The following is a 25,978-nucleotide window of genomic DNA, read 5'->3' as shown; positions in this document are numbered from 1 at the left end:
TTTAGCGATGTGCGCAGCGCGGCCCTCAATGGCAGGCTGTCGCGGCCGATACGAGAAACTCCACCTACGGACGATCCCCATGAGCACCCATCCCCGCCTTTCCGCCGCAGACGCCAGCACCCTGCTGGACCACCTGATCGGCAGCGACGACTTCCGCCGCCACTTCACCGCGTCGCCGGCCAAGGCCCTGGCCTCGATCGGCCTGGACGGTGCCGTTGGCGAGAACGACTGCATGAAGATCGGCACCCTGGCCTCGGTCGAGGAGCTGAGCCAAGTGCGTGACGGGCTGCAGGCCCACCTGTCCGGGTCGGTGGCGGCCATGACCGTGGTGTTCTGCTTCGAAGCCGGCAAGGTCGGCGAGCGCATCGACGGCTGACCCGCCATCAGGGCGCGCCGGCCGTGGCCGACGTAGCCCACGTGGAGACGTCATACACGTTCAGCGGTTGCCACACCTGCAGGGCGGTGACCTCGGCAATGGCCTGGCCGCGATGCTGGGCCAGCCAGGCCTGCTGGCGGCGCACGGCGGCTTCATCGCCCTGCGCACGCAGCGCGAGCAGCAGCACGACGCGCGCCTGCACCGGCTCGCTGCCATCCAGCATCGGCTCGATCAGGGCGCGGGCAGCCTCGGGGCGCTGCATCTGCAGCTCATCCATGGCGCTGACGATGCGCAGCCAGCGGTCCGCGACCGGACTGCGCAGGCTGCGCAGCAGGGGCCGCTGCTCGTCCAGCCAACGCCTGGCCAGTTCGAACTGGCCCTGCCGCTGCGCCAGGTGGACCAGTGCCAGCCATTGCAGGCCACGGGCATGCAGCATGGGATCATCACGCTCCTGCAGCATCGGCTGCAGCAGCGCCGCGATCGCCTGCAGCTCGACACGGTCAGCGCCCGGGCACAACGCCGCCACGCTGGCGTGCTGCAGGCGCTGCTGCACCTGAAGATCGACCAGCGTCGGCGCCGCTGCATCTTCGCGTATCGCCCGCTGCATCGCCGGGCAGTCGCGCTGCGCGGCCGCCAGCAGCAGCTGCGCACGCAGCTTCATCCGCTGCTGCAGGGCATCGCTGGCATGGATCTGCGGCAACAGCTTCGCTGCCTTGGCGTACTGCCCCTGCGCCACCAGCACATCCACGCCGGTCTCATCGGCGTCATCACGGCCGCGCAGGATCTGCGCCTGTGCCAGTGTTTCGGCGGCAAGCTGCGGTTGGTTGGCAGCGATCTGTATCCGCACCAGGTGGACCAGCGGATACAGCCGCAGCGGATCCTGCGGCACTGCGGCGGCACGCGCATAGGGCTCGGCCTCGCTGAACTGGTTGGCCTGCAGCAGGTACCAGGACGTGTTGGACAGCCCCGCGAACGAATCCGGATAGACCTTGGCCAGCGTGCGCCATTGCTCCAGCGCCCAGCCACCCGGCTCCAGCTCGGCCGTCCAGGCCTTCAGGTACAGCCGCTCGCGTGGCGGCAGCCGATCCTGCAGGTCCAGCGCATGCTGCATGGCTTCGCGTGCTCGCCGCCCTTCCTCGACGCGCGCATGCAGTTTGGCCACGCCCATGTAGGCCAGGGCGAAACCGGGATCGATATCGATCGCCGCCTGGTAAAGGTTGCGCGCCTCCTCAAAGCGACGCTGGCCCAGTGCACTCTCCGCCAGCGCGAATGCACGCAGTGCGCGCAGGTCCTGGGTCGATGCCCGCGGCAGCGGCAACGACTGTTCCAGGCTCGCCACCGATTCGCCCAGTCCGCGCCGCAGGCGCCCGACCACATCGTCCACCGCGAACACCATCTGATCGGATCGATCCGCGGTGGCGGTGAACGTCTGGATCACCTGGCCGCTGCCCGGTGCTGCGACGTCGATGGCCAGCTCGTAGCCACCGATCTTCTGCCGCACGGTCGGCAACAGCACGGCGCGCGCGCCTTCCCGCACCGCCACGTTGGCTGCGGTATCGCGGCTGAGCCGGGTATCGCCGGAGAGCCGCGCCATTTCCAGGCTTTCGCGGATCTTGCCCTCCGACAGCACGTTCACGTAGCGCGACTGCTCCAGCGCGATCCGGATCGCGTGCCGCATCGAGTCGTCGAAGATCGGGTCGCCGGTGAGATTGTCGACATCACCGAGCACCACCCAGTCGCGCTCGGCGAACGCGATCGCCGGTTCCGGCCGCAGCAGCAGCCAGCCGCCCAGCACCGCCACCGCCAGCACCAGGCCTTCGGCGGCCAGCACCAGCGGCTGCCGCCACAACGGCAGGTCGCGGCGGGCCTTGGCATTGGCACGCGGCATGCGCAGCGGTGCGGAGCCGATCTCGCCCACTTCGATCACTTCCTGTACCACCGGCACGCCCTTGAAGCGCCAGCGCCCGTGCGACTTCCACAACAGGCGCGTGCCGCGCTCGCCCAACGCATCGGTGGCACGGCGGGTCAGCGATTCGGCTACCGCCGACAACAGGATCTGGCCGGGCCGCGCCAGCATCATCAGGCGCGCCGCCATCGGCTTGGCCAAGCCTTCCACTTCCATCGACTTGGCGCCGGCGCGGACCGCCTCTGCACTGTTTTCCCAGGTCAGCACGTCACCCACATGCAGGCCGGCACGCGCGCGCAGTTCAATCGCACGCTGCTGGCCCAGCGCATGCAGTTCGCGCTGGTAGTCCAGGGCGAAGCCCAGGGCATCGATGGCGCGCTCGAACAGCATGAACAGGCCGTCCGAACGATCGATCAGCTGGCCATTCCAGCGGTGCTGCAGCACCAGCACCAGGCGGTCGTGTTCCTGGAACAGGCTCGCCGCCGCCACGTCGCCGATCCGCTCGACCAGCTGCAGCGAATCACACAGATCAGTGAACAGCAGGGCGCGTAGCTGTGGGCTATGCGGGGCTGACGTTCCGTTGTCGCCATTCATCGCCTGCATCTCCCTATTGGCCGTCCGGATCATCCACCCAGCGCAGGCAGTTGCCGCCATCACGCTTGGCCCGGTACAGCGCCCGATCGGCGCTGGCATACCACTCGCTCCAGTCCGCGTCGGCATCCAGCAGGCTGGCTCCGATGCTGACCAGGCTTACATGCGGCGTGCCATGGCTGCGCTCGAGCAGGCCGTGCACCGCGCTGAGGATGAACTCGGCAGCGTGCTGCACGATCTCGCGGTTGCCACGGCGCAGCATCAGGCAGAACTCATCACCGCCAAGCCGGCAGGCCAGGTCCTGTTCGCCAGCCATCGAGCGCAGGATGTTGCCCATGCTCTGCAGCACGCGGTCGCCGGCCTGGTGGCCGTGGCGGTCGTTGATCTGCTTGAAACGGTCGCAATCGATCAGCAGCAGCGCCTGCGGCGGCCCCTCGGCACGCTCGCGGCACTCCTGCAGGTACAGGGTGAGGCCACGGCGGTTGTGCAGACCGGTCAGTTCATCGGTACGCACCAGCTCGCGGGTGTGGGTCAGCTGGTGGGTGGTGATGTAGAGGTTGTCCAGCGCGGTTTCCAGATCGTGGTTGCGCCGGCGCAACTGGCTGATCAGGGCCTGTTCGTTGGCCAGCACGCGCATGATCGTGCGGCGCAGGAAGTAGGCCACCAGGCCCGGATCGGATTCGACCAGCCGGTGGAAATCAGCCGGCCCCAGTTCCAGCACATCGCAGTCGACCAGCGCGCGCGCGCTGGCGCTGCGCAGGTGGTCGCCGACCAGCAGGCCCAGTTCTCCGAAGAACTCATGCTGCCCGAGTGTCTTGATCACCAGGTCCTCGCCGAAGTCCAGTTCGATCTGGCCTTCGAGGATCACATACATGCGCTCGCCGCGGTGGCCACGCTGGAACAGCCACTGTCCGGCACGGAGCTTGCATGCGCGGGCGAATCTGGCAAACAATGCCACCTCGGCATCTGACAACAGCGCGTGCACGATCTCGGCCATCGCCACCCGGGCGATACCTGTCGTCACATCACTGTTCTCGGCCGCACCCCTGCCGGTCATTCCCTGCACCCGCCGCCAGCGTCCCCTGGTGAGCCGCGGAGCATAGCACCGCTTTAAAGTGTGCGCCCTATCTCATTTTGACCGTTCTGCCGATCTTGATTGATGTGAAGATCGGTGGTGGCCCGTTCTGGTCACGGGTGCCCGGGCAAAACCCCTGCTGGATCAATTCGATGCCGGGTTTCACAGGGTTTCGGCCAAGTTGCCGGAACCCGGGGTGCGCCTGATTGACGCTGCCCGCTGGCTGCCCCCCCTTGCATCGATACAACAACGCCGGCAGGTCCCCCGACCGGCCGGCGTTGCCTGGCCCTTCCCTGGCCACCCTGATCGGATTTCCAGGCCCCGGTAGAGCCGGCCGCTGGCCGGCTGCCACGCAGCGCCCGGAGCATCCTGTGATTGCCGGCCAGCGGCCGGCACTACCGGATCACGCCGCGCACCGGATCACGCCGCGCGTTCGCTGCGCCCGCCGTGGAACTGCTCTTCCTCGGTCGATCCGGTCAGCGCGGTGGTCGACGACTGGCCCTGCTGGATCGCCTGGGTCACCGCATCGAAATAGCCGGTACCGACCTCACGCTGGTGCTTGACCGCAGTGAAACCGCGCTCGGCCGCTTCGAACTCGGCTTCCTGCAGTTCCACGAACGCACTCATCTGGCGGCGCGCGTAGCCGTGGGCCAGATTGAACATGCCGTAGTTCAACGCATGGAACCCGGCCAGGGTGATGAACTGGAACTTGTAGCCGTAGCGGCCCAGTTCGCGCTGGAACTTGGCAATGGTGGCGTCGTCCAGGTTCTTCTTCCAGTTGAAGCTGGGCGAGCAGTTGTAGGCCAGCAGCTTGCCCGGGAACTTCGCGTGGATCGCCTCGGCGAATTTGCGTGCAAACTCCAGGTCCGGCTTGCCGGTCTCGCACCACACCAGGTCGGCATAGGGTGCATAGGCCAGGCCGCGGCTGATCGCCTGGTCCAGGCCGTTGCGGGTCTTGTAGAAACCTTCGACGGTGCGCTCACCGGTGGTGAACGGCTTGTCGTTGCCGTCGATGTCACTGGTCAGCAGATCCGCAGCTTCGGCATCGGTGCGCGCGACCAGCAGGGTCGGCACGCCCATCACGTCGGCGGCCAGGCGTGCGGCGTTGAGCTTCTCGATCGCCTCGCGGGTCGGCACCAGCACCTTGCCGCCCATGTGCCCGCACTTCTTGACCGAGGCCAGCTGGTCCTCGAAGTGCACGCCGGCGGCGCCGGCCTCGATCATCGCCTTCATCAGTTCAAAGGCGTTGAGTACGCCGCCGAAGCCGGCCTCAGCATCGGCCACGATCGGCTGCAGGAAGTCGATGTCATCCTTGCCTTCGGCGTGGTGCAGCTGGTCGGCGCGAAGCAGCGTGTTGTTGATGCGCTTGACCACCGCCGGCACCGAATCTGCCGGGTACAGCGACTGGTCCGGATACATCTGGCCGGCCAGGTTGGCGTCGGCCGCCACCTGCCAACCGGACAGGTAGATCGCCTTCAGGCCGGCCTTGACCTGCTGCATGGCCTGGTTGCCGGTCAGTGCACCCAGCGCGTTGACGAACTCGCGCTCGTGCAGCGACGCCCACAGCTTCTCCGCACCCAGGCGGGCCAGCGAATGCTCGATGTGGACGGTGCCGCGCAGGCGCACCACGTCGGCGGCGCTGTAGTTGCGCTGGATGCCTTCCCAACGCGGGTTGGTATCCCAGTCGTGCTGGATCTGTTCGGCAGTGGGCAGCTTGCTCATGTCTTTCTCCAGTTCGGTTCGTGCGTGCAGCGGGGAGGGAAACGGCGGTAGACGCGGGCGGCAGTCAATCGATGCGCGCGTAGGCCGGCAGGGTCAGGAAATCGGTCAGTTCTTCGCTGCGGCTCAGTTCGCCGAGCAGGGCGATGGCCTCGCTGATGCGCGCGCCACCGGGCAGCGCGGCGGTATCGCCCAGCCGTGCCGGCAGCTGCGACAGGGTGGAATCCAGCAGGGCCAGGTCGATCGCGGTGCCATCGTCCAGCTGCTGGCCCGGCGTATGCAGCCATTGCCACAACTGGCTGCGGCTGATCTCGGCGGTGGCCGCGTCCTCCATCAGGTGATGGATCGGCACACAGCCGTTGCCATCCAGCCACGCCGCCAGGTAACGCACGCAGACTTCCACGTTGCCTTCGAAGCCGGCGCGGGTGATGGTGCCCGGCGGCCGCGCGATCAGTTCGTCGCGGCCGACGCGCACGTCCTGGCGCAGCACGCTGTGCTGGTTCGCACCGGGCATGTGCTCGTCGAAGATCGCCATCGCCACCGGAATCAGCGCCGGATGCGCGACCCAGGTGCCGTCGTGGCCGGCGCTGACTTCACGCAGCTTGTCGGCGCGCACGCGGGCCATGGCCTGCTCGTTGGCGGCGGCATCGTGGTTGATCGGAATCTGCGCGGCCATGCCACCCATCGCATGCGCACCGCGGCGGTGGCAGGTCTGGATCAGCAGTTCCGAATAGGCCTTCAGGAACGGCTGGGTCATGGTCACCTGGCCGCGTTCGGGCAGCACGCGGTCGGCGTGGCGGCGGAAGGTCTTCAGGTACGAGAAGATGTAGTCCCAGCGCCCGCAGTTCAGGCCGACGATGCGATCACGCAGCGCGTGCAGGATCTCGTCCATCTCGAACACCGCCGGCAGCGTTTCGATCAGCACGGTCACCTTGATCTGGCCGTGCGGCAGGCCGAGCATGCCCTCGATGTGCGACAGCGCGGTCTCCCACAGCGCCGCCTCTTCCATGCTCTGCAGCTTGGGCAGGTAGAAGTACGGGCCACGATCCTTCGCCTGCAGGGTGCGGGCGTTGTGGAAGGCGAACACCGCTGCGTCGAACAGGCCACCGGCAAGGAACTGGCCGTCGACGCGTACGTGCTTCTCGTCCAGGTGCCAGCCGCGCGGGCGCACGATCAGCACCGCCTGTTCGTCGTATGGGCGCAGCGTGTAATGCTTGCCATTGGGGGCGGTGTATTCGAGATCGCCGCGCACCGCCGCGGCCAGCGACTGCTGCCCGGCCAGCAGGTTGCGCCAGGTCGGCGAGGTCGAATCCTCGAAGTCGGCCATGAACACCTTGGCGCCGGAGTTCAGCGCGTTGATGACCATCTTCGGGTCGGTCGGGCCGGTGATCTCGACGCGGCGGTCCTGCAGCGCGGCCGGCAGCGGCGCAACGCGCCAGTCGCCGCTACGGATCGCGGTGGTGTCTTCGCGGAAGTCCGGCAGGCCGCCCCGGTCGAAGAACGCTTGGCGTTCACGGCGGGCCTGCAGCCTCGCCTGCCGGCCCGGCTCCACCGCACGGTGCAGCGACACCAGCAGGGCCAGCAGCGGCGCCGGCAGCAGGGTGTCCTGGCCGGCCACGCGCGTCGCCAGGGCGATGCCGGGAGTAGCCTTGGTGGCGGGAGTGGGAACGGCGGAAGCGACGGCGGACATGGGCGACTCCAGCGATGGGGGAACGTCTCCACGGTGCCGCTGGGCCTCAGTATTTGGCAAAACAGTTTTTGCAATGTTTTACATAAGTTGTGCTAATACTCGTTACACGATGAGCACACGCGCCCCGCCAAGTCCTCGTTTTTCCTACAAATCCGACCGGCTCAAGCCGCTGCGCGCATTCTGCCAGACCGTGCGCCTCGGCTCGGTCTCACGGGCGGCTGAGGCACTTTTCGTCAGCCAGCCGGCCATCAGCCTGCAGTTGCAGGCGTTGGAACGGGAGCTGGGGGTGCCATTGTTCGAGCGCAGCGGGCGGCGCCTGGTGCCCAGCCGCGAGGGCCAGCTGCTGTACGAGATGGCACAGCCGCTGGTGGAGAACCTGGACGGGCTGGAGGCGCGCTTCCGCGACAAGGTGCGCGGCCTGGACGCGGGCGAGCTGAACATTGCCGCCAACAGCTCGACCATCCTGTACCTGCTGCCGAAGATCGTCGAACGCTTTCGCCTGCACCACCCGGACGTGCGCCTGACCCTGCACAACGCGATCAGCGCCGACGGCACCGACCTGCTGCGCGAGGATGCCGCCGACCTGGCGATAGGTTCGATGACCGATGTGCCGGCCGACCTGACCTACGCCCCGGCCTACCGCTTCGAGCAGGTGCTGATCGCACCGCACGATCATCCGCTGGCCAAGGGCGGCGAGCTGGAGCTGGCCGATATTGCGCGCTATCCGCTGGTGCTGCCGCCGAAGCGGCAGATCACCTACCGCCTGGTGGACCAGGTGTTCCAGCGCCACCGCATCGCCTACACCGTGGCGCTGGAAGTGGGGGGCTGGGAAGTGATCAAGCAGTACGTGGCGATGGGCATGGGCATTTCCATCGTGCCGGCGCTGTGCCTGAACGAGGCCGACCACGAGCGGCTGGCGGCGCGGTCGATGAAGCGCTGGTTCCCCGAGCGCAGCTACGGGGTGATCGTGCGCCGGGGCAAGGCGTTGTCGGCGCAGGCGCGGGCGTTCATCGAGCTGATCCAGCCGGAGTTGTTCAGTCCGCGCGATTACGATCAGAGCGGGCATTCCGAGCGGTAGGGGTGTTCGGCAGGGCTGCGCCCTGCACCTGCAGAGGCCGAAGCAACAGCAACGGCGACAGCGGGCTTTCCGTGGGATGGCGGGGTGGGTCCGGTTACGGGGGACGCCGTAAATCCGTCCATGGAGGCTCGGTCGCGCCTTGCTCGTGTGCGCTGTCCTGCGCACACGGCAAGACCGGTGTTGAGCGTCCTGCTCAACCCGCCCGAGGCATGCCTCGGGCCCATGGCGCTCACGCCCCCGCAACCGGACCCACCCCGCCTTCGACCGTTTTCTGCGAACTGTGGGAAATGCTTCCCATGGTGGGTGCCGACCGTTGGTCGGCACGGGGTCGGATCCCGTTGCTGCGCAACGGGCTCTGACCCCGCCTCTGATTCATTTCCGGCTGACGATGAATAAACTGCACCCATGTCCATCGAACTCCGCCACCTGCGCTACTTCCTCGCCGTCGCCGATACGCTGCACTTCGGCCAGGCGGCGGAGCGGCTGGGCATGTCACAGCCGCCACTCAGCCAACAGATCCGCCAGCTGGAAGAACTGATTGACGCGCGCCTGTTCGTGCGCAGCCATCGCCGCGTGCAGCTGACGCCTGCGGGCGAACTGCTGCAGGAACGTGCACGCGCCATCGTGCAGCAGGTGGAAACGGCCGTGGACGAGGTGCAGCGTGCACAGCGTGGTGAGCAGGGTGAACTGCACATCGGTCTGACTCGCGCCACGCCGCTGTCGCCGCAGATTCCGCGTTCGATCCTGCGCTACCGTCAGCAGTACCCGCAGGTGCGGCTGCAGCTGAGCGAGATGAACACGCTGCAGCAGATCGACGCGCTGCTCGACGGTTCACTGGACGTGGGCATCATCCGCAAGCGCGCGCTGCCGCCGGAACTGGTGGCGCACAGCCTGTTCGTCGACCCGCTGGCGCTGATCGTGCACGCCGACCACCCTGCCCTGCGCAGGCTGTCGAAGCAGGGCACGCTGTCGCTGCGCGACTTCGCTCAGGAGCCGTTCGTAGCGTTCCGCCGCAGCGCCGGCGCGGGCATCCACGACCACATGATCGCGTTGTGCGCGGCGGCGGGCTTCACGCCGCGCATCGTGCAGGAAGCCGGTGAAGCATCGACGTTGATCAGCCTGGCCGCCGCGGGCCTGGGTGCGGCGATCCTGCCGTCGTCATGCGATCACATACGCGTGGAAGGATCGCGCTTCGTGGCACTGGCCGATGCCGGCGCGCATTCGGAAGTGCAGCTGGCCTGGCACCGCGAACGGGTAACGCCGCTGATCCGCAATTTCGCCACGCTACTGCGTGAGGCGTTCGCCGAAGGGTGAAGTGCAACCCACCCGGGTAGTGCCGGCCGCTGGCCGGCAACCCCACATGGGCCGGCATGCCGGCCAGCGGCCGGCACTACCGTAGCGGTGGATCACGCGGTGACCGGCTGCGGCGCGCGCTGCTGCAGTGCCCAGACGATGCCACCACCGATCAGGGTCAGCACGGCAGCGAACAGGCACACACCCAGCCAATCCCAGGCCGCATAGGCCAGGCCACCGACCCCGCCCAGCACGCTGGATCCCAGGTAGTAGGCGAACAGGTACATCGCCGAGGCTTCGGCGCGCATCGTACCGGCGCGGCTGCCAACCCAGCTGCTGGCCACCGAGTGGCCGCCGAAGAAGCCGAACGTGACCAGCGCGATACCCAGTGCCATCGCACTCAGCCACGGCATTGCCAGCAGCACGATGCCGGCGCCGATCAGCGCGAACGAGATCGACAGGATGCGGCCGCGGCCGTAGCGCGTGGCCTGCTGGCCCATCCACGCCGAACTGAAGGTGCCCACCAGGTAGACACTGAAGATCAGGCCGACCACGGTCTGGCTGAGGTGGTAGGGCGGCGCCAGCAGGTGGTAGCCCAGGTAGTTGTAGAGGGTGACGAACACGCCCATCAGCACGAACGAGGTGGCGAACAGCCACGGCAGGCCCGGGTCGGCGAACAGCATGCGCCAGCGCGACGGCAACTGGCGCAGGCCGTCACGACGGGGATGGAAGTGGCGCGACGGCGGCAGCTGAAGCCACAGCAGCACCGTGCTGGCCACCGCGATGATCGAGACCACGCCGATACCCCAGCGCCAGCCCCAGTGGTCGGCGATGATGCCGGCCAGCAGGCGCCCGCTCATGCCACCGATGGCATTGCCGCCGATGTACAGGCCCATCGCCAGGCCCAGCGCACGGCTGTCCATTTCCTCGACCAGGTAGGTCATCGCCACCGCCGGCACGCCGCTCAGCGCCAGGCCGAGCAGCGTGCGCAATACCAGCAGCGTGGTCCAGTCATCCACCAGCGCCGAGCTCAGCGACAGCATGGCCGAGGCCAGCAACGCGACGATCATCAACGGGCGGCGGCCGACCGCATCGGACAGCAGACCAGCCAGCAGCATCGCCACGGCCAAGGTGCCGGTGGTCAGCGACAACGACATGGCGCTGCCGGCGGCGGACACGCCGAAATGGCGGCTGAACTCAGGCAGCAGCGGCTGCACCGTGTACAGCAGGCCGAAGGTGGAAAAGCCGGCCAGGAACAGTGCCAGCGCGGTGCGACGAAAGGCCGGTGTGCCCTGCTGGATGCGGGTCTCGGCGCTGGGGTCGACAGTGGGGGGGCGGCGTTCGACGGCCGCCGCGGTTTCGCCAGTCATGGGATCGATGGGCCGGTGGGGGCGGCCAAGCGCGGGAGGGAACGGGCCTCAGACTAGGCCCGTCTATCCAGTCGATCCATAACCTGATAGGTCATGATTGATATACGAGAAGTATCAATTCAGCTTACAGGCGCTGCCACTCGAAGCCGTCGCCCCGGCGGTAGTACACCGCCACCGCGCGGCCGTAGAGCTTGTCGGCGTCGACGAAGCCGAAGAAGCGGCCATCGAAACTGTTGCCGCGGTGGTCACCCAGCACCAGCACCTTGCCAGCCGGCACCACCAGGTCGGCGATGTCCGGACCGCCGCCCATGTCCAGATCAAGGCGGGCACGTCGCTCGCCGAAGGCTTCCACGTCCTGCAGGTCGGCCATCTGCAGCGGCTGCCCGTTGATGCTCAGATGGCCTTCGCGCATCTGCACATGGTCACCGGCCACCGCCGCCACGCGCTTGATCAGGCGGGTGCCGTCGGCCGGTGAGTCGAAGACCGCCACCTCGCCACGCTGCGGGGTGCCGGTCGCCATCAGTTCCGTGTTGGTGAATGGCAGACGCAGACCGTAGGCGCGCATGTCCACCACCACCCGGTCGCCGGGCTGCAGGGTCGGCTGCATCGAACCACTCGGCACCACGTAATGGTTGGCCAGGGTATCGCGGGCGGCGGCGAGCAGGCCGAGCATCACCAGCAGCGGCAATGCTTCCTTCTTCAGCCAGGCCACGGCGCGTTGGGAAAAGGGGGGACGGGCAACAGCATCCATGACAGGCTCCGGTTGGGTGGTGGCTGCATCAGACCACATCCGGGCGCAAGAGGTTCCCGCGCCGCGCTCCTGTAGAGCCGAGCCTACGCTCGGCTTGTTCTTTGTAGCGTCGAGGTTGCCCGACTGGGGCGCAGAGCAGCCGAGCGTAGGCTCGGCTCTACATGAAGGGTTACGCAGGTTTTACGCCCCGGTCCGGCCGCGGGCATCGCACCTTTACGGGCAGCACGCGCATCGTGTGCCCACCGCGCCACACGGCGCATTCCGCAAGGTGTTGTATGACCCTCCTGGTGATCCGCCACGCCTCTTCGTCGGCACCGCGCCCCCAACTGCCGGCACAGCTGGCCGGCCATCGCGTGCTGTGCAGCGACTGCGCCAGCCTGTCCGAGGTACGCCAGTGCCTGTGCCAGCCGCAGGCGCGCTCGGCCGACTGGGTACTGCTGGATGTCGGTGCCGCCGACGAGGCGCAATGGCAGGCCGAAGGTGGCGCGCTGCAGGCGGCGCTGGAACGGCTGCCGGCGCAGTACATCGAGTTGCAGGCACCCAGCGAACCTGGTCTGGATGCACGCCTGCGCCTGCAGCACGGCCCCGCCGCCGTGGTGGTCGACCAGCGCAGCCAGCAGGCCGGTTACCCGTTGTCGCTGGCCATTGTCGGCCGCCGCCTGGCGCAGGAGGGCTGAGTCATGTCGATCTTCATCATCCGCGGCCCCGAAGCGGCCGGCGCCCTGATCCGCACCGCGATGCCGCTGCCGGCACCGGTCCTGAAATCGCTGGTGCATCGCGCGATCGACGCCGGCACCAGCGTGGCGATCCGCGCCTGCGGTTCGGAACAGGAACTGCTTGATGCGCTGCGCGTGGCCGATCACAGCCGCGGCGAGGTGACGCTGCTCGATCCGGGTGCGTGTGCCAACAGTCTGCGCCTGCAGCGGCTGCTGCCCTATCTGCACAACGCTTACGTAGAGGTGCATGACGACGGCGCAGTGGCCGAACCGTGCCTGCCGGCCGGTGTCGGCCAGCGCCTGGGCATCGCTGCTGGGTATGGCGCGCAGAGTTATGTGCTGGCGCTGGATATCGCGCTCGATCACCTGGGCCTGGCCGAGCAGGCGAACCGCGTGCACGTGGGGACGTAACGCTGTGTGTAGAGCCGAGCCCATGCTCGGCTGCCTTTCCAGGAGCCATCAGCCGAGCGTGGGCTCGGCTCTACAGAAAGAAAAACGGCGGGGTTGCCCCCGCCGTTTTCTGTTTCCTACTTCAGCCCGCGGAACTTCAGCAGCGGTTCCACCGACGGGTCCTTGCCGCGGAAATCGCGGTACAGGGTCGACAGCTCCACGCTGTTGCCGCGCGAGAGGATCTTGTCGCGGAACTCCTGGCCGTTGGCCGCCGTCAGCCCACCGTGTTCGGTGAACCACTGGTAGGCGTCATGGTCCAGCACTTCGGCCCAGAAGTAGGCGTAGTAACCGGCCGAGTAACCACCACCCCAGATATGGTCGAAGTAGGTGGTGCGGTAGCGCGGCGGCACCTGCGGCAGGTCGACCTTGAACTTCTTCAGCGCGCTGGCTTCAAAGGCGCCGACATCCTGCAGCGGTGCATCGGCCTTCTGCGTGTGCCAGGCCAGGTCGAGCAGCGCGGCCGACAGGTATTCGGTGGTCGCATAGCCCTGGTTGAAGCTGCGCGCCTTGAGAATCTTGTCGACCAGTTCCTGCGGCATCGCCTCGCCGGTCTTGTAGTGCTTGGCGTAGTTGGCGAACACCTTCGGGTCCAGTGCCCAGTGCTCGTTGAACTGCGACGGGAACTCGACGAAGTCACGCGAGGTGGCGGTGCCGGCGATCGACGGATACTTCACGTTCGAGAACATGCCGTGCAGCGCATGGCCGAACTCATGGAACATGGTGGTGACGTCGTCGAAGCTGATCAGCGCCGGCTGGCCGGCGGCCGGCTTGGTGAAGTTGCAGACGTTGTAGACCACCGGCTTGGCACCGGTCAGGCCGTCCTGCTCGACGAACACGTCCATCCAGGCGCCGCCGGACTTGCTGTCACGCTTGAAATAGTCGGTGTAGAACAGGGCCAGCGAGGTGCCGTCCTTGTCGAACACTTCGTACACCTTCATGTCCGGGTTGTAGGTCGGAATGTCGGTGCGCGGCTTGAAGGTGATGCCGTACAGCTGGGTGGCGGCGTAGAAGACGCCGTTCTGCAGCACGTTGTCCAGTTCGAAGTACGGCTTGATCTGCGACTCGTCCAGATCGTACTTGGCCTTGCGCACCTGCTCGGCGTAGAAGTCCCAGTCCGAAGCGGCGACCTGGAATCCGCCCTTCTGCGCGTCGATGACCTTCTGGATCTCACCGGCCTCGGCGCGCGCCTTGGCGGTGGCGGCCGGCACGGTGTCGGTCAACAGCTTGAGCGCGGCAGCCGGAGTCTTGGCCATCTGGTCGCCCAGCTGATAGTCGGCGAAGGTGTCGAAGCCGAGCAGCTTGGCCTTCTGCGCACGCAGCTGGGCCAGGCGCTGCACGGTCTGCCGGGTGTCGTTGGCATCACCGCGCTCGGCGCGGGTTTCAGAGGCCTTCAGAACGGCGGCACGCTGGTCGCGATCGCTCAGCGAGCCGAGCACCGGCTGCTGGGTGGTGTTCTGCAGCGGCAGCAGGAATTTGCCATCCAGCTTGCGGTCCTTGGCGGCGGCCGCAGCGTTGTTGATCGCGCCCTCGTCCAGGCCGGCCAGCTTGGCCTTGTCGTCAACGACAACAGCCGCAGCGGCGGTCGCGGCCACCAGGCGGGTGTGGAACTGGGTGGAGAGCGTGGTCTCTTCCACGTTGAGCTTGCGCAGGGTCGCCTTGTCGGCGTCGGACAGCTGCGCACCGGCGCGCACCAGGCCATCGTAATAGTGCTCGACCAGGCGCTTCTGCACCGGGTCCAGCTCCAGCGTGTCACGCTGGTCGTACAGCGACTTCACGCGCGCGAACAGCTTCGGATCGAGGTTGATCTCGTCCTGGTGCGCGGCCAGCTTCGGCGCCACTTCTTCCTGGATCTTCTGGCGCGCATCGTTGGTGTCGGCCTGGACCAGGCCGAAGAAGATGCGCGACACGCGGGTCAGGGTCTCGCCGCTGCGCTCCATCGCCACGATGGTGTTGTCGAAGGTGGCCGGCTCGCTGCTGTCGGCGATCTTGCGCACGTCGGCCAGGTGCTGGCGCATGCCTTCTTCGAAGGCCGGCAGGTAGTCGCTGTCCTTGATCTTGTCGAACGGCGGCGCCTGGAACGGCAGCGTGCTGGCGCTCAGCAGCGGATTGGTGGAGGCTTCGGCCGGCTGCGGGGCCGGGGCTTTCTGGGCATCGGTCACGGGGGTGGACTCCTTGCCGGAACAGGCCGCCAACGCCAGGCTGATGGCGGCGGCCAGGACTACGGTACGCGACATGTAAAACGCTCCTTGGGCAGACGGTATGGATACCAGCCCTCCACCCTACTCCTGTCGCGCTCGCCCGGCATGTGCCGGACGTGGCGTCTATGCGGCGGCCTGCGGCCGGCTCAGACCGTGCCGCGGGTCTTGCCGATCCAGGGCCGGTAGAACTCGCGGATGGCAGCCATGTCGGCCACATCGTCGCCACTCGGGGTGAACAGCGGACCGATGCCGATGGTCTTTTCCGGATAGTGGAAATACGCGGTCAGGATCGGCACGTCGGCCATCCGGGCGATCTTCAGGAAGCCGGCCTTCCATTCCTTCACCGCCTTGCGGGTGCCCTCGGGCGTGATGGCGAACCACATCTTCTCGTTGTTGCGCAGCAGGTCCACCGCCTGGCCCACCGTACCCTGTGGCGAGCTGCGATCGAGCGGAATCACGCCCAGCCGGTGCAGCAACGGGCCCAGCGGCCACCAGAACAGCGACGCCTTGCCCAGCACCTTCACCTTCATGCCCAGCGCGATCTTGGCCGCCATGCCCCACAGCCCGTCCCAGTTGGACGAATGCGGGGCGATGATGAAGACCAGCCTCGGGATGTCAGGCAGGGTGCCGGTCACCTTCCAGCCCCCCATGCGCAGGGTGCAGCGCGCCAGCCAGCGCAGGAAGGCGTTGGGTTTGACCTGCGGCATCTGCGGCGGCACGGCCGGCAGCAACGAAGTCGGGTTGTTCAAGCAATCACTCCCAGTCACGTGATGAGCGCCCGCGCTTGATCTGCGCGCGCCCGCGTTTGGCGTCCAGACGACGCAGTTTCGACCCGAGGGTCGGCTTGGTGGCCTTGCGCGGTTTGGGCACGCTCAGCCCGGCCTGGATGAAGGCCGCCAGCCGCTCGCGCGCATCCTCGCGATTGCGATCCTGGGTGCGGAAACGTTGCGCGTCGATGACCAGCACGCCTTCGCCGGTCATGCGCCGGTCACGCCGCGCCAACAGCCGCGTGCGCAACGGTTCGGGCAACGAGGGCGAGTTGGCCACGTCGAAACGCAGTTCCACCGCAGTGGACACCTTGTTGACGTTCTGGCCGCCGGCGCCGCTGGCGCGCACGAACCGCTCGACGATCTCGCCGTCGGGGATTTCAAGCTGCGCGCTGATGGTGACCGGTCCACTGCCCATCCGCGCATTGTAGCGGCAGGCACGTGGTGGAGTGCGCCATCGCGCCCCGTATGCCGCCGATCAGGCGCCGAACACGCCGCCTTCGCCTGGGCTGCGGGTATGCTGGCGGTCCCATGTACCGCAGGAAGCCCGCATGACCCGCTTCGCACCCGCCCTGCCGTCCCTGCTGCGCCGCGCCGCCCTGCTGCTGGCACTGGCCACGGCCAGCGTCCCGGCCCTGGCCGCCCCGCCGACCGACGGCGACATCAACCGCCTGCTGTCGGCCTCGCGCGCGCAGAGCATGATCGACACCATGGTGCCGCAGATCGAAGCCATGCAGCAGCAGCAGTTCCAGCAGGTGGCCGCGCAGCGCCAGCTCACCGCCCAGCAGCAGGAGCAGCTGAAGCGGATCCAGGCGCGGACCAGCCAGACCCTGCGCCAGGCCATGTCGTGGCAGCAGCTGCGGCCGATGTACGTGGACCTGTACAAGAAGACGTTCAGCAAGGAAGACGTGCTGGCGATGGCCGAGTTCTACGAGAGCGCGGCAGGCCAGAGCCTGCTGGACAAGACCCCGGCACTGATGCAGAACGTGATGGTGGCCATCCAGGCGCGCATGCAGCCGCTGTTTGCGGACCTGCAGAAAGACCTGGAAGCGATCGTCAACGAGCCGGAAAAGAAACGAGAATGAGGTAGTGCCGGCCGCTGGCCGGCTCCCCAGTACACCTGGAATCACGCAGCTGCCGGCCAGCGGCCGGCACTACCGTCAAACTGCGTCCACCTGCCAGCCGAACAGGTCCAGTGCCTTCTGGAACTGGCGGTCCAGCGGCGCACTGACATCCACGTTGCCGCCCTCCGGATGCGGAAAACGCAGGCGCTCGGCGTGCAGCAGCATGCGGTGCACGCCCTGCATGCGGAAGATGCGGTTGTGGCGCCCATCGCCGTGGCTGGTATCGCCGATCATGTGATGTGACAGGTGCTTGAGGTGACGGCGGATCTGCCGGAAGCGCCCGGTCTGCGGCTGGCAGCGCAGCAGCGCGTAGCGCGAGCTGCTGAATTCGCCCACCGGCACCGACAGCTCGCCAGTGGCCAGGCGCTGGAAATCGGTGATCGCCGGCTTCTTCACCGGCTTGCCCGGCCCACCGTCCAGATCATGGTCCACCCGCCAGGACAGCTCGGCCGGCCAGCCTCGGCAGACTGTCAGGTAGTCCTTGGCCACTTCGCCACCCATCAGTGCCTTGCCCAGCGAACTGGCGGTTTCGCGGTCAAAGGCCAGGAGCAGGCAGCCACTGGTGGCCCGGTCCAGGCGGTGCACGAGGAAGATCGGCCGCCCCAGCTGCTCACGCAGGCGGTCGGCCAGGAAATCATCTTCGCCACGGGCCAGCTTGCTGTCGTGGACCATCAGCCCGGCAGGCTTGTTGACCACGGCCAGGCGCTCATCCAGGTGCAGCAGCTGCAGGGGCGCGGTTTCAGTCTCGACCGCGGCGAGGGTGTCAGGTTCGGTACTCACCGCAGGATTATAAGGGTGCCCTGTATGGGGTCAGATCCCTTTTCCACGGGAAAAGGGATCTGACCCCGGGTCTGTGGCGTGGCAATCAGGCGTTGCGCACGGCCAGCAGTTCGCCGTTGCCCACCGGCACCACGCTGGTGCTGAAGTCCGGATCGGCATCCAGCAGCAGGCACAAGGGCTCCATCTCTTCCGCGTGCGAGGTGGCGTTGTCCACCACCAGCAGGCCCCCCGGCCGCAGCACGCGGCGCAGCTGCGGCCACCAGCCGGCGTACTGCCCGCGGTCCGAATCCAGGAACAACAGGTCGATGCAGCCTTCGCCGGCCTCTGCCAACCACTGCCCGGCATCGCCATGCACCAGCGTGATGTGCGCGGCCAACCCGCTGCGCGCGAACGTGGATCGCGCCAACGCCACCTTGTCCTCGGCGACTTCCAGCGTGGTCACGTGGCCGTCGATGGCGGCTGCGGCTTCGGCCAGCCACAGCGTGGAGTAGCCATTGGAGGTGCCGATTTCCAGTACCCGTCGCGCGGTGCCGAAACGCACCAGCACCGACAGGAATTCACCGGTATCCGGCGTGATGTTGAGCATGCGCCGAGCGCGCTCGGTTTCATGCGCGTCGTTTTCAGCACCGAAGTGCATCAGTTCGTTCTTCAGCGTCTGCAGCACCGGGTCTATCTCCACCACGCGCGCGCCAGCGCCAGCGCGCCGACGGCACCGGACACCCAGCTCCACATCGGCAGGTCGCCCCAGTACCAGCCCGGCGGCTGCAGCACGTACATCAGCGCGGCGATGGCCAGCAGGCCGACGCCGGTGATCGCGCCGACCGTGCGCTTCTGCAGGCGCTGCACGCTGGCATCCAGCGCAACCAGATCGCGCGAGCGCATCGCCAGCTCGTGGCGCCCCTCCACCTGCTGGGTCAGCCAAGCGTGTACCAGGCGCGGCATGTCCGGCGCGTGGGTCATGATTTCCGGCAACCGCTTGCCGATCTCGCGCACCACCCGGCGTGGGCTGTAGCGCTCGCGCAGGATCTTCGCCAGCACCGGCTTGGCCACCGCCCAGATATCGATCTGCGGATCCAGCTGCCGGCCGACACCTTCGATGTTCAGCAGGGTCTTCTGCAGCAGGATCAGCTGCGGCTGCAGGGTCAGCTGGTAGCGCTGCGCCACGCGGAACAGCTTCATCAGCACTTCGGCCAGCGAGATCTGCGACAGCGGGCGGGTGAAGTACGGCTCGCACACCGAACGCACGGCCGCTTCCAGATCATCGATGCGTACGTGATCGGGCATCCAGCGCGCCTGCACGTGCAGTTCGGCGATGCGGCGGTAATCGCGGTTGAAGATGGCCATGAAGTTCTCAGCCAGGTAGTACTGATCCTCCTGCGACAGCTGGCCCATGATGCCGAAGTCCAGCGCGATGAATCGCGGGCTGGCGCGGCGCCCCGGATCGGTGTCGACCCAGATGTTGCCGGCGTGCGCATCGGCATGGAAGAAGTTGTCGCGGAACACCTGGGTGTAGAAGACCCGCACGCCCTTGGCGGCCAGTGCCTTGCGGTCGATGCCCGCCTTGTCGAGCGCGGCGATGTCGTCGGACGGAATGCCCCACACGCGTTCCAGGGTCAGCGCGCGCTCGGCGGTATGGCTCCAGATCACTTCCGGCACATACAGGTCGTCGCTGTTCTCCCAGAAGCGGCGCAGCACGCTGGCATTGGCGCCTTCGCGCTGCAGGTCCAGCTCGGCGGCGAGGGTGTTCTCGACTTCGGCCACCACTTCGCGCGGTCGGATCTTGTCGGCACGCGGATGGGTACGCTCGACCAGCGCGGCCAGCGAGTTGAGCAGGGCGATGTCGGCATCGATCTGCTTCTCGATGCCGGGGCGCAGTACCTTGACCACCACCTGGCGGCCATCGGCCAGCGTGGCCGCATGCACCTGCGCGATCGAAGCCGAGGCCAGTGGTTCGGTATCGAAGCTGGCGAACGCCTCGCTGACCGGCAGGCCAAGCGCTTCCTCGACAATGCGGCGCGCAGTGTCACCGTCGAACGGCTTGACCCGGTCCTGCAGCAGGGTCAGCTCATTGGCCACATCCGGCGGCACCAGGTCGCGGCGTGTGGAGAGGATCTGGCCGAACTTGACGAAGATCGGGCCGAGATCCTGCAGCGCCAGGCGCAGGCGCGCACCGCGCGACTGTGCGGCGATGTCGGCCGAGGCACGCGGCACGAACGGCTTGGCCAGGCGCAGCCAACGCTCGGCCGGCGTGCCCTGCAGCAGGTCGTCAAGGCGGTAACGCAGGATCACCCGGCCGATGCGGCTCGCCCGCAGCACGGCCTTCATGCGGCACCCCGCAGGCGCTGCACGCGCGCGCCAAGACGCTCGACGTCATCGCGCAGCACGTCCACATCATCATGGAAGGCATCCAGTTCGGCGCGCGGCACCACGTCACGCGATTCCTCGGTGATGAATTCGGCGGCGCTTTGGGCCAGGTCGATCGCCCCCTGGCGCGCGTGCTGCAGGGCGCTGCGCAGGGTGTTGGCGACCTGCACGCCCAGTACCTCGCCGAATACGCTGACGAAGGGCTGCTGCCAGTCCGGGTCGAAGCCCTTGGCCAGCTGCTGCAGGCGCCGCGCCAGTTCGGCGTCACCGGCCACGCGTACACGGCCCTTGTTGTTGGACTCGCCGCGCCGTGCGTTGGCCAGCAGCGGCAGCTGCGCCAGCACGCCGGCCAGGCTGCTGCGCACGGCCAGGTCGGCTTCCTGCGCATCCACCGGGCCGACCCGCAGCTGGTCGCCGTCGACGCTGATGCGCATCGCCAGCGACGGCGCTTCCAGGGTCAGGTCAATGTGCCGGCCATCGAGGCTGGCCAGGGCATGGCGGGTATCCGGATCCAGCGCCAGCGCGCGGTTCAGGGCGATCTGCAGGGCGCGGCCAGCGACCGGCTTGAGGGACTTGAGCAGGGAAAGAGCCATGGGCGCATTCTACCTGCGTGGGTGGAGGGCTTGGGCCGGGCTGCCGCCCGGCACCCGCGGTAGTGCCGGCCGCTGGCCGGCAACCTCAACACCAACAGCAACAGCATGCATTCCGTGGGTTGGCGGGATGGGGCCGGTGGCGGGAGACGCCGTAAACCCCGCTCCGCGGTCCGGCCCAGCCGCTGGCGGCTGGGCGTTCGGGCGCTTGCGAAGCAGTGCTTCGCAAGCAAAGCGCCCTCACCCATGGGGGCTTGGCCGCGGCATCCATGCCGCGGACACCCCCGCAACCGGACCCATCCCGCCTTCGACAGTTTCCTGTCGTCCGTGGGGTCGGATCCCGTTGTTGCGCAACGGGCTCCGACCCCTGTTGATGGGCCGTGAGGACGGTAGATCCACGCCATGCGTGGATGGATTTCTGGTTCATCTGTGCCTCACGCGGTGGGCCGATGAAGGTTCATGCTATACGGCCACGCAACGCACAGGACATCGCATTCCCCATGGCACGGACCCGGGTCGGCATCATCTTCGGGGGCAAGTCTTCCGAGCACGAAGTTTCACTGCAGTCGGCGAAGAACATCCTCGATGCGCTTGATCGCGAGCGCTTCGAGCCGGTGCTGGTCGGCATCGACAAGCAGGGCCAGTGGCATCTGAGCGAGCCTGCGACCTTCCTGCTCAATGCCGATGATCCGGCACGCATCGCGCTGCATCGCTCCGGCCAGTCGCTGGCGGTCCTTCCCGGTGCCGAGCAGGCACAGCTGCAGCCCTCCGATGCGGCCAGCGTGCTGGGCCAGATCGATGTGGTGCTGCCGATCGTGCACGGGCCTCTGGGCGAGGACGGTGCGCTGCAGGGCCTGCTGCGCATGGCCAACCTGCCCTTCGTCGGTTCGCCGGTACTGGGCTCGGCAGTGGCGATGGACAAGGACGTGACCAAGCGCCTGCTGCGCGACGCCGGGCTGCAGGTGGCGCCGTGGCTGTGCATCCGCCGCCACCAGGTGGCGGAAGTGGATGTCGATGCGGTGATTGCCCAGCTTGGCCTGCCGCTGTTCGTGAAGCCGGCCAACCAAGGCTCGTCGGTAGGCGTGAGCAAGGTCAAGGATGCGGCGGGCTTTGCCGAAGCGCTGGCATTGGCGCTGCGCTACGACCACAAGGTGCTGGTGGAATCGGCGGTGATCGGCCGCGAGATCGAGTGCGCGGTGCTGGGCAACGAACATCCGCAGGCCAGCCTGTGCGGCGAGGTGGTGGTGCACGACGAGTTCTACGCCTACGACACCAAGTACATCAACGCCGATGGTGCCGAAGTGGTGGTACCCGCGGATATCGATGCCGGCACCCAGGCACGCATCCAGCAGATCGCGCTGCGGGCCTACCAGGCGCTGGAGTGTGCCGGCATGGCGCGCGTGGATGTGTTCCTCACTGCGGGCGGCGACATCATCATCAACGAGGTCAACACGCTGCCGGGCTTCACCCGCATCAGCATGTACCCGAAGCTGTGGGGTGCCAGCGGCGTGGACTACACCACGCTGATCACCCGCCTGATCGAGCTGGCGCTGGAGCGCCATGAGGCCGATCGCGGGCTGCAGAGCGCTGTGTAACGTCGTGATCGCCCGCAGAGTCGAGCATGGCTCGACTCTGCGGAAAGCGATGCCGGCCAGCGGCCGGCACTACCGGCTAGCCGCGCTTGCGGAACATCGAGATCACCGCAAGGATCAGGAACACCACGAACAGGATCCAGGCGATGTTGGTTGCGGCGCCGGCGATTCCGGAGAAACCCAGAACAGCGGCGATGATGGCGATGACAAAGAAGATGATGGCGTAGTGCAGCATGGCGCTCCTCGCGGGTGGTCGAGCCTTGGATGGCGTGGGTCCATCCTCCCGATCCTGCGGTGTGCAACCAGTGACGGCGATCTATGCAGCAGATGAAGCCTTCAGCCTGCGCAGCCCCTCTTCGATGCTGACCTGCGGCACGTAGCCGAAGTCACGGCGCGCCGGTTCCATGCTGTACCAGTGCGGCGTGCACAACTGCTCGGCCAGGAAGCGGGTCAGCGGCGGCTCGCCACGCAGGCGCAGCAGCGGCCACAGCCGCTCGCAGATGGCGCCGACACGGTACGCGGTCTTGAAGCTGATCGCCTTGTCCACCGTCGGCGCGCCAACAGCGGCCAGCAGCTTGTTGACCAGCTCGCGCATCGGCAGCGGCTCGCCATTGGAGATGAAGTAGGCCTTGCCCGCACACGCAGCGCCCGGCGCCAGTGCCTCGAAGGCGAGGAAGTGCGCGAGTGCGGCGTTGTCGATGTAGGTGGTGTCCACCCTGTTGTTGCCATCCCCCACCAGGCGCAGGCGGCCCTGCCGCGCACGCTCGGCCAGCCTCGGCACCAGCTGCTGGTCGCCCGGGCCCCAGATCAGGCGCGGGCGCAGTGCCACCGTCGCCAGCGACGCATCGTTGGCGGCCAGCACGCGCTGTTCGGCGATTGCCTTGGTAGCCGCATACGGCGCCTGGAAATCTTCGCCGTACGGCACCTCGTCAGCCCCGAGGCCTTCCACCGGGTGCGTGGCACGATGGGTCACGCTGGGCGTGGAGGTGTAGACCAGCCGGTTGATGCCATGCGCGCGGCAGGCCGCGAGGACGTTGTCGGTGCCGACCACGTTGGCCTGGTGGTAGCTGTCATAGCTGCCCCATGCGCCGGCCTTGGCGCCGTTGTGGAACACCGCATCGACGCCGGCCACCGCATGCAGCACCGCCTGCGCATCGGCCAGATCACCGCGGATCTGGCCCACGCCCATCGCCTGCAGTTCCGGGTAATGACTGCGGTTGAACGCCAGCACCTGGTGGCCACGCTCGACCAGCCCGCGGCACAGCGCCTGCCCAAGGAAACCACCGCCACCGGTGACCAGGATCTTCATGCGCGCTTCTCCAGTTCGGCGCTGGCCCAGACGGCGAGCTTCTCGCGGCCGATCTTGGCGTTATGACGGATATCGACGGGGAACGAAGGGTGTACCAGGAAGTGCTCCAGCCCGGCTCCGGCCAGGCATGCGGCGGCCTTGGCACGCAGCGCTTCCTGCAGTGCCGGGCTGTCGGACCGGCCACGCTGCAGCTCCACGCACAGCACCGGCACCTGCGCACCGGCGGCCCCCACGCCAACCAGCGCAGTGCGCGCCACGCCGGCCACGGTGTTGAACATCGGCTCGACCTGCTCGGTGTACAGCGGCCCGCGCGCGGTTTCCACGCGCTGCGTCTTGCGCCCGCAGAACCACAGGCGGCCCTGCACATCGAAATAACCAACGTCGCCCATGCGATGCACCACGCGGGTGCTGCCATCGGCCAGCGTCTCGCGGATCTTCGCGGCGGCGGTGGCCTGCGGGCGGTTGAAGTAACTGTCGGTGGCGGTCGGCCCGGCCACGGTGATCTCGCCCACCTCGCCGGTGGCCAGCACACGTGCCTGCGACCAGTCGGCCAACGGTGCGTCGTCGATGGCGATGATGCGCACCTCGTTGGGGGCCACCACGTTGCCCACGCAGGTGCCGGCACCGGCCTCGGTCGCCGCGCGGGTGCGCTCCAGTTCGCGGCCTTCGACCACCGCCACCGGCAGGCACTCAGTGGCGCCATAGGGAGTCCAGAACTGCGCATCGGCCGGCAGCAGGCTGCGGATGGTGGCGACCACGTCCGGCGGCACCGGTGCCCCGGCCGAGGTCACCCGGGTCACCGTCGGCAGTGGCCGCCCGTGCCGGGCCAGCACCCGCATCAGCGCTGGCGAGCCGAACAGCTGGGTTACGCCGAAGCGCTGGATGGCATCGTGCAGGCGTCCCGGGTCGGCCTGCGCCGGCCGCGTCGGGTCCATGTCCGGGATCACCGAAGTCAGGCCCAACGCCGGGTCGAACAGCGCGAACGGTGGGAAGGTCGGCAGGTCCACCCCACCCGCTTCCATGCCGAAGGCACTGCCCAGTAACTGGATCTGGCCGACGAAGTGGCGGTGGCGGTAGACCACGCCCTTGGGCACGCCGGTGGAGCCGCTGGTGAACAGGATCGCCGCCATGTCCTCGCCATCGGTATCGGCCAGCATGGCCCCCCCCTTGGCACCGGCACGTTCCAGCGCGGCCAGGCTGGTACCGCCCCAGCCGAGGCGGCGGCCGACCGTCACCAGCCGGGTGGCCGACGGCGCCCAGCGCAGCACCAGCCGCGCCACATGCGCCAGCGGAATGCCGATGAAGGCCTGCGGCTGCGCCTCGTCCAGGCACTGCTTCAGCGCGCGCCGGTCGATGCCCGGATCGACCAGCACCGGCACTGCGCCCAGCTTGAACAGCGCGAACATCAGCAGGAAGAACTCCGGAGAAGGCCGCACCATCACCACCGTGCGCACGCCACGGCCGATCCCGTAGCCGGCCAGGCCGGCGGCCATGGCATCACTGCGGGCGTCCAGCTGACGGTAATCGAGGGTGACATCGTAGGCGGCCATGCCGTTGCCGGCGCCGCGGCGGCCCGGGCAGCGGATGGCGATCTGGTCGGGGCGTTCACGCGCCAGTTCAGGCAAACGGGCCGCAATGTTGCAGGGTCGGTTCATCCGTTCATTGTCGCCGCTTACGGAATTTCTTGCGCGGCGGCCCACTTCGTGGAAAATCCGCACCCTCGTTCCCGATTCCGACTGCCGCCCGAGGCGGCTTGCCCATGCAACATCCCTGCATGACCTGCGGCGCCTGCTGCACCCAGTACCGCGTGGCCTTCCACTGGATGGAATCGGACGAGGTCACCCCCGGCGGCGTGCCGCACCAGCTTACCGAGGTGCTGGACCCGCATCGCCTGTGCATGCGCGGCACCCATTCCAAGCCGGTGCGCTGCGTCGCGCTGGATGCGCAGATCGGCGTGTATTCACGCTGCACGATCCACCCCAACCGGCCCAGCGTGTGCCGTGAGGTGGATGCATCGTGGGAATACGGCAAGGCCAGCCCGCAGTGCGACAAGGCGCGCATTGCCTATGGCCTGGATCCGCTGACGCCGGCCGACTGGCGTTGGCGCGATGACGCCGACAATGACGACGATCATCCGGACGACAACGGCAACAGCCCGTCCTCGCCACCGCAGGCGCCGGTCGCGGCGTAATCCGGTGTGCCGACCAACGGTCGGCACCCACCCATACCTTCCACTTGT

Annotated in this window: 24 protein-coding genes; 8 read left to right on the top strand and 16 right to left on the bottom strand. The window is 67.6% G+C overall.

The window, feature by feature from the left end:
- The first annotated feature begins 79 nt into the window (after positions 1 to 79).
- Entirely contained in the window at positions 80 to 376 is a 297-nt protein-coding gene (locus tag ACM0O9_RS11300; protein WP_065178400.1) for an NHLP-related RiPP peptide, read from the top strand.
- A 7-nt stretch (positions 377 to 383) separates the two neighbouring features.
- Here the strand turns inward: ACM0O9_RS11300 and ACM0O9_RS11295 are convergent, their stop codons facing one another.
- The 4 genes from ACM0O9_RS11295 to aceB form a co-directional block, all read right to left on the bottom strand.
- Positions 384 to 2,876 carry a putative peptide modification system cyclase gene (locus ACM0O9_RS11295; protein WP_414603794.1) on the bottom strand — a complete coding sequence of 831 codons (2,493 nt, stop codon included), beginning with the start codon at positions 2,874 to 2,876 and terminating at the stop codon, positions 384 to 386.
- Between the two features lie 13 nt (positions 2,877 to 2,889).
- Complete coding sequence (locus tag ACM0O9_RS11290; RefSeq protein WP_032954692.1) at positions 2,890 to 3,930, bottom strand: GGDEF domain-containing protein; 1,041 nt, start codon at positions 3,928 to 3,930, stop codon at positions 2,890 to 2,892.
- Positions 3,931 to 4,368: 438 nt separating this feature from the next.
- Complete coding sequence (gene aceA, locus ACM0O9_RS11285) at positions 4,369 to 5,670, bottom strand: isocitrate lyase (RefSeq protein ID WP_235649697.1); 1,302 nt, start codon at positions 5,668 to 5,670, stop codon at positions 4,369 to 4,371.
- Between the two features lie 64 nt (positions 5,671 to 5,734).
- On the bottom strand, positions 5,735 to 7,357 hold the full coding sequence (aceB, locus tag ACM0O9_RS11280) for a malate synthase A (protein WP_138953312.1): 1,623 nt from the start codon (positions 7,355 to 7,357) through the stop codon (positions 5,735 to 5,737).
- Positions 7,358 to 7,466: 109 nt separating this feature from the next.
- Here aceB and ACM0O9_RS11275 point away from each other — a divergent pair, with 109 nt between their 5' ends.
- Together ACM0O9_RS11275 and ACM0O9_RS11270 are read left to right on the top strand one after the other, a co-directional pair.
- A complete protein-coding gene (locus tag ACM0O9_RS11275) occupies positions 7,467 to 8,435 on the top strand; it encodes a LysR family transcriptional regulator (protein WP_053499296.1) in 969 nt (322 codons plus the stop codon).
- A 405-nt stretch (positions 8,436 to 8,840) separates the two neighbouring features.
- Complete coding sequence (locus tag ACM0O9_RS11270) at positions 8,841 to 9,749, top strand: LysR family transcriptional regulator (RefSeq protein ID WP_005420736.1); 909 nt, start codon at positions 8,841 to 8,843, stop codon at positions 9,747 to 9,749.
- A gap of 92 nt (positions 9,750 to 9,841) precedes the next feature.
- On the opposite strand, the gene ACM0O9_RS11265 is transcribed toward ACM0O9_RS11270, so the two are convergent.
- Positions 9,842 to 11,098: an MFS transporter gene (locus ACM0O9_RS11265; protein ID WP_065185577.1), complete on the bottom strand. Its 1,257-nt coding sequence runs from the start codon at positions 11,096 to 11,098 to the stop codon at positions 9,842 to 9,844.
- Between the two features lie 124 nt (positions 11,099 to 11,222).
- Positions 11,223 to 11,849, bottom strand: coding sequence for a signal peptidase I (gene lepB, locus ACM0O9_RS11260; protein ID WP_005420745.1), 627 nt, complete (start codon positions 11,847 to 11,849; stop codon positions 11,223 to 11,225).
- Positions 11,850 to 12,124: 275 nt separating this feature from the next.
- Between lepB and ACM0O9_RS11255 the strand changes: the two genes are divergently transcribed.
- The gene (locus ACM0O9_RS11255; protein WP_019661885.1) at positions 12,125 to 12,526 is read left to right on the top strand and encodes a hypothetical protein; all 402 of its coding nucleotides are present in this window, start codon (positions 12,125 to 12,127) and stop codon (positions 12,524 to 12,526) included.
- 3 nt (positions 12,527 to 12,529) lie between these two features.
- On the top strand, positions 12,530 to 12,976 hold the full coding sequence (locus tag ACM0O9_RS11250; RefSeq protein ID WP_004153636.1) for a 3-dehydroquinate dehydratase: 447 nt from the start codon (positions 12,530 to 12,532) through the stop codon (positions 12,974 to 12,976).
- Positions 12,977 to 13,092: 116 nt separating this feature from the next.
- Here ACM0O9_RS11250 and dcp read toward each other — a convergent pair whose 3' ends face one another.
- From dcp to arfB, 3 genes are all read right to left on the bottom strand, one after another.
- Positions 13,093 to 15,249, bottom strand: coding sequence for a peptidyl-dipeptidase Dcp (gene dcp / locus ACM0O9_RS11245; protein WP_065178394.1), 2,157 nt, complete (start codon positions 15,247 to 15,249; stop codon positions 13,093 to 13,095).
- Between the two features lie 110 nt (positions 15,250 to 15,359).
- Positions 15,360 to 15,962, bottom strand: coding sequence for a lysophospholipid acyltransferase family protein (locus ACM0O9_RS11240; RefSeq protein ID WP_005420754.1), 603 nt, complete (start codon positions 15,960 to 15,962; stop codon positions 15,360 to 15,362).
- Positions 15,963 to 15,966: 4 nt separating this feature from the next.
- On the bottom strand, positions 15,967 to 16,398 hold the full coding sequence (arfB, locus tag ACM0O9_RS11235; RefSeq protein ID WP_032962216.1) for an alternative ribosome rescue aminoacyl-tRNA hydrolase ArfB: 432 nt from the start codon (positions 16,396 to 16,398) through the stop codon (positions 15,967 to 15,969).
- 133 nt (positions 16,399 to 16,531) lie between these two features.
- Here arfB and ACM0O9_RS11230 point away from each other — a divergent pair, with 133 nt between their 5' ends.
- The gene (locus ACM0O9_RS11230; protein ID WP_005420757.1) at positions 16,532 to 17,065 is read left to right on the top strand and encodes a DUF2059 domain-containing protein; all 534 of its coding nucleotides are present in this window, start codon (positions 16,532 to 16,534) and stop codon (positions 17,063 to 17,065) included.
- Positions 17,066 to 17,140: 75 nt separating this feature from the next.
- Here the strand turns inward: ACM0O9_RS11230 and ACM0O9_RS11225 are convergent, their stop codons facing one another.
- The 4 genes from ACM0O9_RS11225 to ACM0O9_RS11210 all read right to left on the bottom strand — a co-directional run bounded on the left by ACM0O9_RS11225 (position 17,141) and on the right by ACM0O9_RS11210 (position 20,841).
- Positions 17,141 to 17,884: a pseudouridine synthase gene (locus tag ACM0O9_RS11225; protein ID WP_005420759.1), complete on the bottom strand. Its 744-nt coding sequence runs from the start codon at positions 17,882 to 17,884 to the stop codon at positions 17,141 to 17,143.
- A gap of 85 nt (positions 17,885 to 17,969) precedes the next feature.
- The gene (locus ACM0O9_RS11220) at positions 17,970 to 18,521 is read right to left on the bottom strand and encodes an O-methyltransferase (RefSeq protein WP_065185663.1); all 552 of its coding nucleotides are present in this window, start codon (positions 18,519 to 18,521) and stop codon (positions 17,970 to 17,972) included.
- Between the two features lie 32 nt (positions 18,522 to 18,553).
- A complete protein-coding gene (gene ubiB, locus ACM0O9_RS11215; RefSeq protein WP_414603793.1) occupies positions 18,554 to 20,209 on the bottom strand; it encodes a ubiquinone biosynthesis regulatory protein kinase UbiB in 1,656 nt (551 codons plus the stop codon).
- Complete coding sequence (locus ACM0O9_RS11210; RefSeq protein ID WP_164230145.1) at positions 20,206 to 20,841, bottom strand: ubiquinone biosynthesis accessory factor UbiJ; 636 nt, start codon at positions 20,839 to 20,841, stop codon at positions 20,206 to 20,208. The genes ubiB and ACM0O9_RS11210 overlap by 4 nt, the downstream gene beginning before the upstream one ends.
- Positions 20,842 to 21,338: 497 nt before the next feature.
- Between ACM0O9_RS11210 and ddlA the strand changes: the two genes are divergently transcribed.
- A complete protein-coding gene (gene ddlA / locus ACM0O9_RS11205) occupies positions 21,339 to 22,433 on the top strand; it encodes a D-alanine--D-alanine ligase (RefSeq protein WP_065185572.1) in 1,095 nt (364 codons plus the stop codon).
- 76 nt (positions 22,434 to 22,509) lie between these two features.
- On the opposite strand, the gene ACM0O9_RS11200 is transcribed toward ddlA, so the two are convergent.
- From ACM0O9_RS11200 to oleC, 3 genes are all read right to left on the bottom strand, one after another.
- Positions 22,510 to 22,665 carry a DUF1328 domain-containing protein gene (locus ACM0O9_RS11200; protein ID WP_005407633.1) on the bottom strand — a complete coding sequence of 52 codons (156 nt, stop codon included), beginning with the start codon at positions 22,663 to 22,665 and terminating at the stop codon, positions 22,510 to 22,512.
- An 81-nt stretch (positions 22,666 to 22,746) separates the two neighbouring features.
- Positions 22,747 to 23,739, bottom strand: a complete 993-nt coding sequence (gene oleD / locus ACM0O9_RS11195; protein ID WP_005420776.1) for a 2-alkyl-3-oxoalkanoate reductase — start codon at positions 23,737 to 23,739, stop codon at positions 22,747 to 22,749.
- A complete protein-coding gene (oleC, locus tag ACM0O9_RS11190) occupies positions 23,736 to 25,394 on the bottom strand; it encodes an olefin beta-lactone synthetase (RefSeq protein ID WP_005420778.1) in 1,659 nt (552 codons plus the stop codon). The genes oleD and oleC overlap by 4 nt, the downstream gene beginning before the upstream one ends.
- A 104-nt stretch (positions 25,395 to 25,498) precedes the next feature.
- On the opposite strand from oleC, the gene ACM0O9_RS11185 reads away from it, so the two are divergent.
- Entirely contained in the window at positions 25,499 to 25,930 is a 432-nt protein-coding gene (locus ACM0O9_RS11185) for a YkgJ family cysteine cluster protein (RefSeq protein WP_005407630.1), read from the top strand.
- Positions 25,931 to 25,978: the final 48 nt, after the last annotated feature.

The sequence above is a fragment of the Stenotrophomonas sp. FR012 genome (assembly GCF_047520565.2).
Lineage (GTDB): Bacteria > Pseudomonadota > Gammaproteobacteria > Xanthomonadales > Xanthomonadaceae > Stenotrophomonas > Stenotrophomonas sepilia.
This window is presented reverse-complemented; position numbering and strand designations above follow the sequence as displayed.

Coding starts and splice junctions, on each gene's coding strand:
- lepB (WP_005420745.1), bottom strand. CDS start 11,849: ATGGATGCTGTTGCCCGTCCCCCCTTTTCCCAACGCGCCGTGGCCTGG.
- ACM0O9_RS11300 (WP_065178400.1), top strand. CDS start 80: ATGAGCACCCATCCCCGCCTTTCCGCCGCAGACGCCAGCACCCTGCTG.
- ACM0O9_RS11220 (WP_065185663.1), bottom strand. CDS start 18,521: ATGCACTTCGGTGCTGAAAACGACGCGCATGAAACCGAGCGCGCTCGG.
- aceA (WP_235649697.1), bottom strand. CDS start 5,670: ATGAGCAAGCTGCCCACTGCCGAACAGATCCAGCACGACTGGGATACC.
- ACM0O9_RS11290 (WP_032954692.1), bottom strand. CDS start 3,930: ATGACCGGCAGGGGTGCGGCCGAGAACAGTGATGTGACGACAGGTATC.
- ACM0O9_RS11185 (WP_005407630.1), top strand. CDS start 25,499: ATGCAACATCCCTGCATGACCTGCGGCGCCTGCTGCACCCAGTACCGC.
- ACM0O9_RS11230 (WP_005420757.1), top strand. CDS start 16,532: ATGACCCGCTTCGCACCCGCCCTGCCGTCCCTGCTGCGCCGCGCCGCC.
- ACM0O9_RS11275 (WP_053499296.1), top strand. CDS start 7,467: ATGAGCACACGCGCCCCGCCAAGTCCTCGTTTTTCCTACAAATCCGAC.
- ddlA (WP_065185572.1), top strand. CDS start 21,339: ATGGCACGGACCCGGGTCGGCATCATCTTCGGGGGCAAGTCTTCCGAG.
- oleC (WP_005420778.1), bottom strand. CDS start 25,394: ATGAACCGACCCTGCAACATTGCGGCCCGTTTGCCTGAACTGGCGCGT.
- ubiB (WP_414603793.1), bottom strand. CDS start 20,209: ATGAAGGCCGTGCTGCGGGCGAGCCGCATCGGCCGGGTGATCCTGCGT.
- ACM0O9_RS11255 (WP_019661885.1), top strand. CDS start 12,125: ATGACCCTCCTGGTGATCCGCCACGCCTCTTCGTCGGCACCGCGCCCC.
- ACM0O9_RS11200 (WP_005407633.1), bottom strand. CDS start 22,665: ATGCTGCACTACGCCATCATCTTCTTTGTCATCGCCATCATCGCCGCT.
- oleD (WP_005420776.1), bottom strand. CDS start 23,739: ATGAAGATCCTGGTCACCGGTGGCGGTGGTTTCCTTGGGCAGGCGCTG.
- dcp (WP_065178394.1), bottom strand. CDS start 15,249: ATGTCGCGTACCGTAGTCCTGGCCGCCGCCATCAGCCTGGCGTTGGCG.
- ACM0O9_RS11210 (WP_164230145.1), bottom strand. CDS start 20,841: ATGGCTCTTTCCCTGCTCAAGTCCCTCAAGCCGGTCGCTGGCCGCGCC.
- ACM0O9_RS11250 (WP_004153636.1), top strand. CDS start 12,530: ATGTCGATCTTCATCATCCGCGGCCCCGAAGCGGCCGGCGCCCTGATC.
- ACM0O9_RS11295 (WP_414603794.1), bottom strand. CDS start 2,876: ATGAATGGCGACAACGGAACGTCAGCCCCGCATAGCCCACAGCTACGC.
- aceB (WP_138953312.1), bottom strand. CDS start 7,357: ATGTCCGCCGTCGCTTCCGCCGTTCCCACTCCCGCCACCAAGGCTACT.
- ACM0O9_RS11265 (WP_065185577.1), bottom strand. CDS start 11,098: ATGACTGGCGAAACCGCGGCGGCCGTCGAACGCCGCCCCCCCACTGTC.
- ACM0O9_RS11270 (WP_005420736.1), top strand. CDS start 8,841: ATGTCCATCGAACTCCGCCACCTGCGCTACTTCCTCGCCGTCGCCGAT.
- arfB (WP_032962216.1), bottom strand. CDS start 16,398: ATGGGCAGTGGACCGGTCACCATCAGCGCGCAGCTTGAAATCCCCGAC.